Source organism: Variovorax sp. P1_H12_2, from assembly GCF_056405335.1.
On sequence record NZ_JBFUCI010000294.1, the window covers coordinates 1 to 8257 of the forward strand.

An 8257-nucleotide genomic window follows, 5' to 3' on the forward strand; every position below is an offset into this window, starting at 1 on the left:
ACCTGGCCGAGCTCGAGGCCCTGATCGGCCACAGCCACCCGGCGCATGGCGGCAGCGAAGACTGGAACGAGCGCCGCGAGGCCGACCTGCGATTCCATGACCGGCTGATCGACGCCTGCAGCAGCCCCTTTCTGGGACTCGTCTGCCGCCTGCTCAACGACGTCATCCGGCGAGTGATCATCGTGCRCCATGCGCTTCCGGAGTTCGACCGCTTCGACGAGGAAATCCTGCACAGCCACACCGACTTGCTGGATGCACTGCGCGCCCGCGACGCCTCGCGGGCGCGCGAGATCATGCGGCTGCACATGGAGCATGCCGAAGCGCTGGCCCTCGAAGCCGAGTCCCGGGTCGACCGCGGCAGTCTGCTGATGAACCCGAGCGGCTAGGCGCGATCGCGGCGCGGATCACCCGCTGCCGCCGCCTCACTTCCAACACCTTCCTTCACCCCGGTCGAGCCGGGGTGCCGGGTTTCCTTTGCCTGAATTTTCTGGAGTCCCTACATGAATCAGCAACAAGCGCTGTGGCAACTGAGTGCCGTCGATATTGCCGCTGCCGTGCGTCGGCGCGACCTGTCCTGTCGCGAAGTGACGACCAGCGTGCTGGCGCGCATCGAGCAACTCAACCCGCAGATCAACGCCCTGGCCGAAGTGCTGGCCGATGAAGCGCTGGCCAGCGCCGATGCCGCCGACCGGCTCACGCTGCGTGGCGATGAACTGGGCCCGCTGCACGGCGTGCCGGTCAGCATCAAGATCAATGTGGACCAGGCCCACCATGCGACCACCAACGGCGCGATCCCGCTGCGCGAGCACATCGCACGCGAGGATGYGCCGCTGGTGGCGCACTGGCGCAACGCCGGTGCCATCGTCGTCGGGCGCAGCAACACGGCCACCTACTCGTCGCGCTGGTTCACCGACAACGGCCTTCATGGGCGCACGCTGAATCCCTGGGATGCGGCCATCTCGCCCGGCGGCTCCAGCGGCGGCGCCGCTGCCGCAGTGGCCAGCGGCATGGGCGCATTGGCGCACGGCAACGACATCGGCGGCTCCATCCGCTACCCGGCCTATGCCTGCGGTGTGCTCGGCCTGCGCCCCACGATCGGCCGAGTGCCGGCCTACAACCCGAGTGCAACCGCCGAGCGCGGCATCACGCCACAGCTGATGTCGGTACAAGGGCCGCTGGCGCGCAACCTCGCCGACCTGCGCCTGGGTTATGAGGCGATGGCACGCCACGACCCTCGCGACCCCAACTGGGTGCCGGTGCCGCTCGAGCTGCCGCGGCCTGCGGGTCCGATTCGCGTGGCGCTCTTCAGAAGTTCCCCCGGCTTCCCCGTGGACCCGGCCGTGACCCAGGCACTGAACGACGCCGCACGCTGGCTGCAGCAAGCGGGCTATGACGTGCAGGAAGCCGAATTGCCCTTCTTCGCCGAAGCCGCCGCCTTGTGGYGCACGCTGACGGTCGACGACAGTCGCCGCAACATCATCGCCGGCGTTGAAGACCACGGCGACGAGATCATGCAGCGAAGTCAACGCAACCTGCTGGCCGGCATGGCCGAAACCGATCGCGACGGCTTTCTGGATGCACTGGCGCGGCGCCAGGCGCTGGTTCGCAGCTGGTCCGTCTTTCTGCAATCCCATCCGCTGGTGCTGATGCCGGTGTCATGGCAACGCCCGTGCCCGCAAGACGAAGACGCCGGCACGCTGGAACAGGCGCGCGCGTTGATCGACGCCCAGAGTCCGCTGCTGGCGACCGCCGCGCTGGGCCTGCCAGGCCTCTCGGTGCCCACCGGGATGGCAGGTGGCGTGCCCATCGGCGTGCAACTGCTGGCTTGGCGCTTTCGCGAGGATCTGCTGCTGGACGCGGGCCAGGTCCTGKAAGAGGCAGCGCAGTTCACCCCATTCACCGCCCGGTGATTCCCTCTCCGTCTCCATCACTTCAACCAGGAGTTTTCCGATGAGTCAACGCAACCCCGCCTCCGCCACCCCGCTTTCGCGTCGCAACGTGCTGGCGGCTGTCGCCATGGGCCTCGGTCTGGGGGGCATGCTTCCGACCGCAGCGCTGGCGCAAAGCGTCAATCGCATCATCGTGCCCTTCCCGCCCGGCGGCCCGGCCGACTTCATGGGCCGCCTGCTGTCGGAGAAGCTGAAGGACGAACTCGGCCGCACCATCATGGTCGACAACCGTCCCGGCGCCGGCACCCGCCTGGCCGCCGAGGCGCTGAAGAACGCGCCTGCCGATGGCACCACCGTGCTGCTGGCACCCGTGGACCCGATGTTCATCGGCCCGGCGATCTACACCAACATGCGCTTCAATCCCGCCACCGATTTCAAGCCCATCACCGACGTGACCGGCGTGCAGTTCGGTCTGGCCGTCAGTGCGGCCTCGCCGATCAAGACACTGGCCCAGTTCGTCGAGGCCGCCAAGGCGCATCCCGACCAAGGCTCGATCGGCATCACCACGGTGGGCTCGCTGCTGCACTTCCTGGCGATGGACTTCGTGGCCCTGTCGCACTCTGGCGCCACCCTGGTGCCCTATCGCGGCGGCGCCCCCATGGTCACGGAACTGCTCGGCGGCCAGGTGAGCGCCGGCATGGACGCCACGACCACGCTCACCGAGTACCACCGGGCCGGCAAACTGCGCGTGCTGGCGGTGGCCGGCAACAAGCGTGCCGACGGACTGCCCGATGTTCCGACCTTCGCCGAAGCCGGCTACCCGACGCTGGTGGCCTCGTCGCGCTACGTGCTCTATGCCCATGCCAACACGGCACCGGCCACCATCGCACAGTGGAACCGGGCCATGCGCAAGGTGCTTGCCATGCCCGACGTGCGCGAAAAATTGGGCCGGGTCGGCTACGACCTGCTGCCCGGCGCGTCCACGGAGGAGGTCGTCCAGTACACCGACGCCCTCGCCGCACGCTGGCTGCCGGTGATCAAGGCCTCGGGCTACAAGGGCGACTGAAGAGTGGCGTACGACGCGCGGCCGATCGCCAGCAGGCGGTCCTTGTCGTCGAACACATCGACGTCGGCCACGCCCACGGTGCGGCCATTGCGGCGCACGCGCGCGACCACCTTCAAGTCGGTGGCGATGGCCGGACGCGAGAACCCCCAGGGGTTCGCCGATTCGCTGCTGAATGCGTTGAAGCCGGCGCCGTAGACCGGCGGTTACACATTTTTCATGACACGCCGACTACAACTTGGCTCATGGCCGCCGATACATAGGCAGCATGGACAAGCCACATTCAAACCGGTCGCCGGCGCTGCTCACCCAGCTCCCGAGAGAAAGCGTCCTCCAGGACGACGGAGTGCATATGCTCGTGTCGACCAAAGGCGTGGAAGGCTCGAGGAGCGATGGCATGCTCCTTCGCCGATGCGCCTTTTCGCTGGCTGCGCCGCTTGGCTGCGAATTCCTGGGCCAGCACAGGCAGCTTTCGGATGGGTTCTGGCACGCGTCCATGCGCAGCAGGGCCCGCAGCGACGGCTCCTTCGGCCCGCCCCAGGTGGCGATCTATGCGACGGAACTCGACGCGCTGGTCAACCTCTGGGCGAACCGCCGGCGCTTCGATCTCGGTATGCGGGTCTGAGGGCCTGGAGGCCTCGCGGGAGCACTCAGGCCGCGGGCACGGCCGCGCCCACCTGCTGGTACACCGCCATCTCGAAACCCATGAGCGTCTCGATGACGGGCATGTCGAAGAAGGGCAGCAGCTGCGTCATCAGGACCCCGCCGATGCCCTTGGCGCGGTCGATCCAGTAGTACGAGTTGAAGACGCCCGCCCAGTCCCCGGTTCCGTTGCTGCGCATGCCCGGCAGATCGGCCAGCGTGAGATGGAAGCCCAGGCCCCAGCTCTGCGGCACCGGCAGTGCGGGCACGTCGTTCGACAGCTCGGGCACCGTCGACTTCAACAGCGTCGGCAGCTGGATCCGGCCGAGGTGGTCTTGCAGCGCCATCTGCACGGTGGCGGGTTTGAGGATGCCGGCGCCGTCGTTCAGCCAGGCCTGCACGAAGCGGCCATAGTCCTGCACCGTGCCGTAGGAGCCGTGGCCGGCCGCGTCCCACTCCGAGGTGGGCGGCAAGTCGAGCGGCGATGGCGCGAGCTTGCCATCGCCTTGGCGCTGCATCACGCGCAGCAGCCGTTCGCGCTGTTCGGCGCTGGGCGCGAAGGTGGAATCATTCATTCCCAGCGGCCCATAGACGAATTGCTGCAGGTAGCTGCCGAGGCTCTGCCCCGAGAGCTTCTCGACGACGAGCCCCAGCCAGTCGGTGTTGACGCCGTACTCCCACGCGGTGCCCGGGTCGTTGACCATCGGCACCGACAGGCTGCGCTTCAGGCCCGACAAAGGGTTGGGCTCCCCCGTCAGCGCGTGGTACCGAAGCAGCTTTTCGTTGAGGAAGAAGTACCCCAGGCCGGCCGAGTGCGTCATGAGCTGGCGCACCGTGGCCTTGCTGGCCGGCGGTCGAAGGCGCGGCGTGTCGCCGTCGAAGCCGTCCAGCACGGACAACCGACCGAATTCCGGAAGGATGGATTCGACGGTGGCATCGAGGCTCAGCCGCCCCTGCTCCACCAGCTGCAGTGCCGCCGTCGTGGCGACTGCCTTGGTCATCGACGCGTTGCGGAACAGCGTGCGCTCGCCCGCTTCGCCGGCCGCATGATGGAACAGCGGACCGTTGCGGTCGACCACCACCGCCGCAACGCCGTGCAGGGCGCCCCTCGATACAGCGCCATCCAGCAATGCCACGATGGCCGAACCGTTGAATGCCATGATCGCCTCCGATGTTCAGGTGGAGAATCCGCGCGCGGGGTTTGTTGCTGGCACGGGTGGGACATTCTGCCCAAACGAGCAGGACAGTGCCACCTCGGCCGGCGTGCGGCGAAACGCCCCGCACCCCTGCATGGCCTGCCCTTTGGTGCAAGACCCTTTGCATCCAAGGCCACTTGATGCACGCCCCATCTTCGAAATAATGCAGGCCAAACAGGGGGCGGCTCTTCCAGGATCGGAACATGAAAAAGTCGGACGCGAGCCAAGGCCAGTCGGCCTCGGCGCTCATCTCGGAACGGATCGCCGAGCTCGGGGACTGGCGCGGGGAAACCCTCGCCCGGATGCGCAAGCTCATCCAAGAGGCAGACCCGGAGGTCGTCGAAGAGTGGAAATGGATGGGCACCCCGGTGTGGTCGCACAACGGCATCCTCTGCACCGGCGAATCCTACAAGGACAAGGTGAAGCTCACCTTCGCCAAGGGCGCGTCCCTGAAGGACCCGGCCGGTCTCTTCAACGCGAGCCTCGACGGCAACATGCGCCGCGCGATCGACATCCACGAAGCAGAGGAAGTGGACGAGTCCGCCTTCAAGGCGCTCGTTCGCGAGGCGGTCGGCCTCAACGGTTCCACCAAGTCGAAACCTGCGAGGCAAGCGAAGTCCTGAGGAAATCCGCCCCCTGGGCAGCTTCTGCATCGGGGTGTGGTGGATACCGTTCTCGCGCGATTCCCTTCGGGCGTATAAAGCGTCCCGGGAGAATCCATCACTTGAACATCATCATCCTCGGCGCAGGCCGGATCGGCGAGAGCGTGGCCGGCACGCTCGTGTCGGAGCGCAATGACATCACCGTCATCGACACCGATGCGGCGCGCCTGCGCGAACTCGAGGAACRCCTCGAACTGCGCGGCGTCGTGGGCAGCGGCATCGAGCCCGACGTGCTGGCCGAAGCCGGTGCGCGCGATGCCGACATGCTCATTGCCTGCGCCGCGCAGGACGAGACCAACCTGGTCTGCTGCAAGGTCGCCCATCAGGTGTTCGGCATTCCGACGCGCATTGCGCGCGTGCGATCCGATGCCTACAAGGAAGACAGCCCGCTCCTTGGCAAGGAGGGCTTCGCCGTCGACTGCGTGATCTGCCCCGAGGAATCGCTCACGCGCTACATCGGCAAGCTGGTCGAGTACCCCGAGGCGCTGCAGGTGCGCGAGTTCGCCAACGGGCTGGCCTGCCTGGTGTCGGTGCGGGCGGTAGCAGGCGCGCCGTTGGTGCGCCACAGCATCGCCGAACTGCGCGAATGCGTGCCCGGTGCCGACATGCGCATCGTCGCGATCTACCGCCGGCTCGAAAACGAGCCCGACCGCTTCATCATCTGCGAAGGCCAGACGCTGATCGAGCCCGGCGACGAGGTGTTCGTGCTGTCGGCGCGCGAGCACCTGCAATCGGTGCTGTCGGCGCTGCACCGCTACGACCAGGCGGATCACCGCGACGTCGAGCGCATCATGATCGCGGGTGGCGGGCGCGTGGGGCTGCGGCTGGCAAGACAGCTCTTCGAGACCGGCCGCAACTATCAGATCAAGGTGCTGGAGCGCAACCATGCACGCTGCGTTCAGCTCGCGTCCGAACTGCCCGCCGGCGTGCTGGTGCTGCATGGCGATGGCACCGACGAGGATTTGCTGGAGGACGAGGGCATCGAGGGCATCGACCTGTTCCTCTCGCTCACCAGCGACGACGAGGACAACATCATGGCCAGCCTGCTGGCCAAGCGCCTGGGCGCGCGGCGCGTGCTGGCGCTGATCAACCGGCGCAGCTATGCCGACCTGATGCACGGCACGCAGATCGACATCGCGCTGTCGCCGGCGCAGACCATGCTCGGCGAGCTGCTGGCCTATGTGCGGCAGGGCGACGTGCAGGCGGTGCACAGCCTGCGCCGCGGCGTGGCCGAAGCGCTGGAGATCGTGGCGCGCGGCGACCGCAAGACCTCGCGCGTGGTCGGACGCAAGATCTCGGACATCCGGCTGCCCAAGGGGGCGCAATTCGGCCTCGTCATGCGCGGCTTGCCGGAAGTCGGCGCGGGCGTGGTCCCGGCCGGCGAGGTGCCGCCGATGCCGGCCCAAGTGATCATCGCGCGCGGCGACACCGTGATCGAGAGCAATGACCACATCGTGATCTTCGTGCCGCGCAAGCGCCAGGTGCGCGACGTGGAAAAGCTGTTCCGCGTGAGCGCCACCTTCTTCTGACGGCACCGGCCTCGTTCCATGAGCGACTTCTTTCCGGTGTTGCGCGTGCTCGGCGCGCTCTTGGGCTTCTTTTCGTTCGGCATGTTCGTGCCGTGGGTCATCTCGTGGACGCACGCCGACGGCCTGCGCCATGTGTGGGCCATCTCGGCGGCGATTTCGTTCGTCTGCGGGGTCGCGTTGTGGGGCGGCCTGAACCGCCACCGGCGCGAGCTGCAGCCGCGCCACGGCATCTTCCTGGTGTCGCTGACCTGGGTGCTGCTGCCGCTGTTTTCCACGCTGCCGCTGATGTGGGCGCTCGACAGCATCGGCCGGCCGGTCAACTTCGCGCATGCGTATTTCGAGTCGGTGTCGGGCCTCACGACCACCGGCGCGACGGTGCTCTCCAGGCTCGACGAGCTGCCGGTGTCGATCAACGTGTGGCGCACCTTCCTGCAATGGATCGGCGGCATGGGCATCCTGGTGCTGGCGGTGGCCATCCTGCCGCTGCTGGGCGTGGGCGGCAGCCAGCTCTTCAGGGCCGAGGTGGCGGGCCCGATCAAGGACAGCAAGCTGACGCCGCGCGTGAAGGAAACCGCCAAGGGGCTCTGGGGAATCTACGCGACCTTCTCGGCGGTCTGCTTCCTCGCGTACTGGGCCGGCGGCATGACGGCCATCGACGCGATGATGCACATGTTCACCACCGTGAGCCTGGGCGGGCTCTCGTCGCACGACGCGAGCTTTGCGTACTTCAAGTCGCCGCTGCTCGAAGGGGTGGCCGTGATCTTCATGCTCGCGGCCAGTTGCAACTTCGCGCTGTATTTCATCGCGATGCGAAAGGGTCACTGGCGCGGCTTCTGGCGCGACCCGGAGCTGCGGGGCACGCTCATTGCGCTGATCGGCGGCGGCCTGCTGGTGGCGGTGGTGCTGTGGGCGAAGGGCGTCTACGGTCCGGTGGATGCGCTGCGCTACGGCGTGTTCAACGCCATCTCGGTCGGCAGCACGACCGGGTATGCGACCGTCGACTACCTGGCCTGGCCGGTGTTCGCGCCGCTGTTCATGCTGCTGCTCTCGGGCGTGGCGACCAGCGCAGGCTCGGCCGGCTGCGGCATCAAGATGGTGCGGGTGCTCATCCTGGTGAAGCAGGCGCGGCGCGAGATGACGCGCCTCGTGCATCCGCGCGCGGTCCAGCCGGTGACGCTCGGCAGCATGGTGGTCGACCACCGCGTGATCTTCTCGGTGCTGGCCTTCATGCTGGTCTACGGCGTGACCACGATCTCGCTGAGCATGCTGCTGGTAC

Annotated in this window: 9 protein-coding genes; 7 read left to right on the forward strand and 2 right to left on the reverse strand. The window is 67.4% G+C overall.

Translation table 11 applies throughout. The features are described 5' to 3' along the window. The 3 genes from AC1D2K_RS24295 to AC1D2K_RS24305 all read left to right on the forward strand — a co-directional run. Nucleotides 1-386 (forward strand): FadR/GntR family transcriptional regulator (locus tag AC1D2K_RS24295; RefSeq protein ID WP_478091614.1); only part of this gene is annotated, 386 nt, incomplete at its 5' end. A gap of 114 nt (nt 387-500) precedes the next feature. Then, entirely contained in the window at nt 501-1910 is a 1410-nt protein-coding gene (locus AC1D2K_RS24300) for an amidase family protein (protein WP_478091616.1), read from the forward strand. A 40-nt stretch (nt 1911-1950) separates the two neighbouring features. Then, nucleotides 1951-2955: a Bug family tripartite tricarboxylate transporter substrate binding protein gene (locus AC1D2K_RS24305; RefSeq protein ID WP_478091618.1), complete on the forward strand. Its 1005-nt coding sequence runs from the start codon at nt 1951-1953 to the stop codon at nt 2953-2955. Here the strand turns inward: AC1D2K_RS24305 and AC1D2K_RS24310 are convergent. Beyond that, complete coding sequence (locus AC1D2K_RS24310; protein WP_478091620.1) at nt 2940-3071, reverse strand: hypothetical protein; 132 nt, start codon at nt 3069-3071, stop codon at nt 2940-2942. The genes AC1D2K_RS24305 and AC1D2K_RS24310 overlap by 16 nt on opposite strands. 233 nt (nt 3072-3304) lie before the next feature. Here AC1D2K_RS24310 and AC1D2K_RS24315 point away from each other — a divergent pair, with 233 nt between their 5' ends. After that, complete coding sequence (locus AC1D2K_RS24315) at nt 3305-3577, forward strand: hypothetical protein (RefSeq protein WP_478091621.1); 273 nt, start codon at nt 3305-3307, stop codon at nt 3575-3577. A gap of 25 nt (nt 3578-3602) precedes the next feature. On the opposite strand, the gene AC1D2K_RS24320 is transcribed toward AC1D2K_RS24315, so the two are convergent. Continuing rightward, the gene (locus tag AC1D2K_RS24320) at nt 3603-4754 is read right to left on the reverse strand and encodes a serine hydrolase domain-containing protein (protein WP_478091623.1); all 1152 of its coding nucleotides are present in this window, start codon (nt 4752-4754) and stop codon (nt 3603-3605) included. Between the two features lie 239 nt (nt 4755-4993). Here AC1D2K_RS24320 and AC1D2K_RS24325 point away from each other — a divergent pair, with 239 nt between their 5' ends. From AC1D2K_RS24325 to AC1D2K_RS24335, 3 genes are all read left to right on the forward strand, one after another. Continuing rightward, entirely contained in the window at nt 4994-5413 is a 420-nt protein-coding gene (locus AC1D2K_RS24325) for a DUF1801 domain-containing protein (protein WP_478091625.1), read from the forward strand. Between the two features lie 101 nt (nt 5414-5514). After that, nucleotides 5515-6981, forward strand: coding sequence for a Trk system potassium transporter TrkA (gene trkA / locus AC1D2K_RS24330; RefSeq protein WP_478091627.1), 1467 nt, complete (start codon nt 5515-5517; stop codon nt 6979-6981). An 18-nt stretch (nt 6982-6999) separates the two neighbouring features. Then, the coding region (locus AC1D2K_RS24335) for a TrkH family potassium uptake protein (protein WP_478091629.1) at nt 7000-8257 on the forward strand (1258 nt) is incomplete at its 3' end.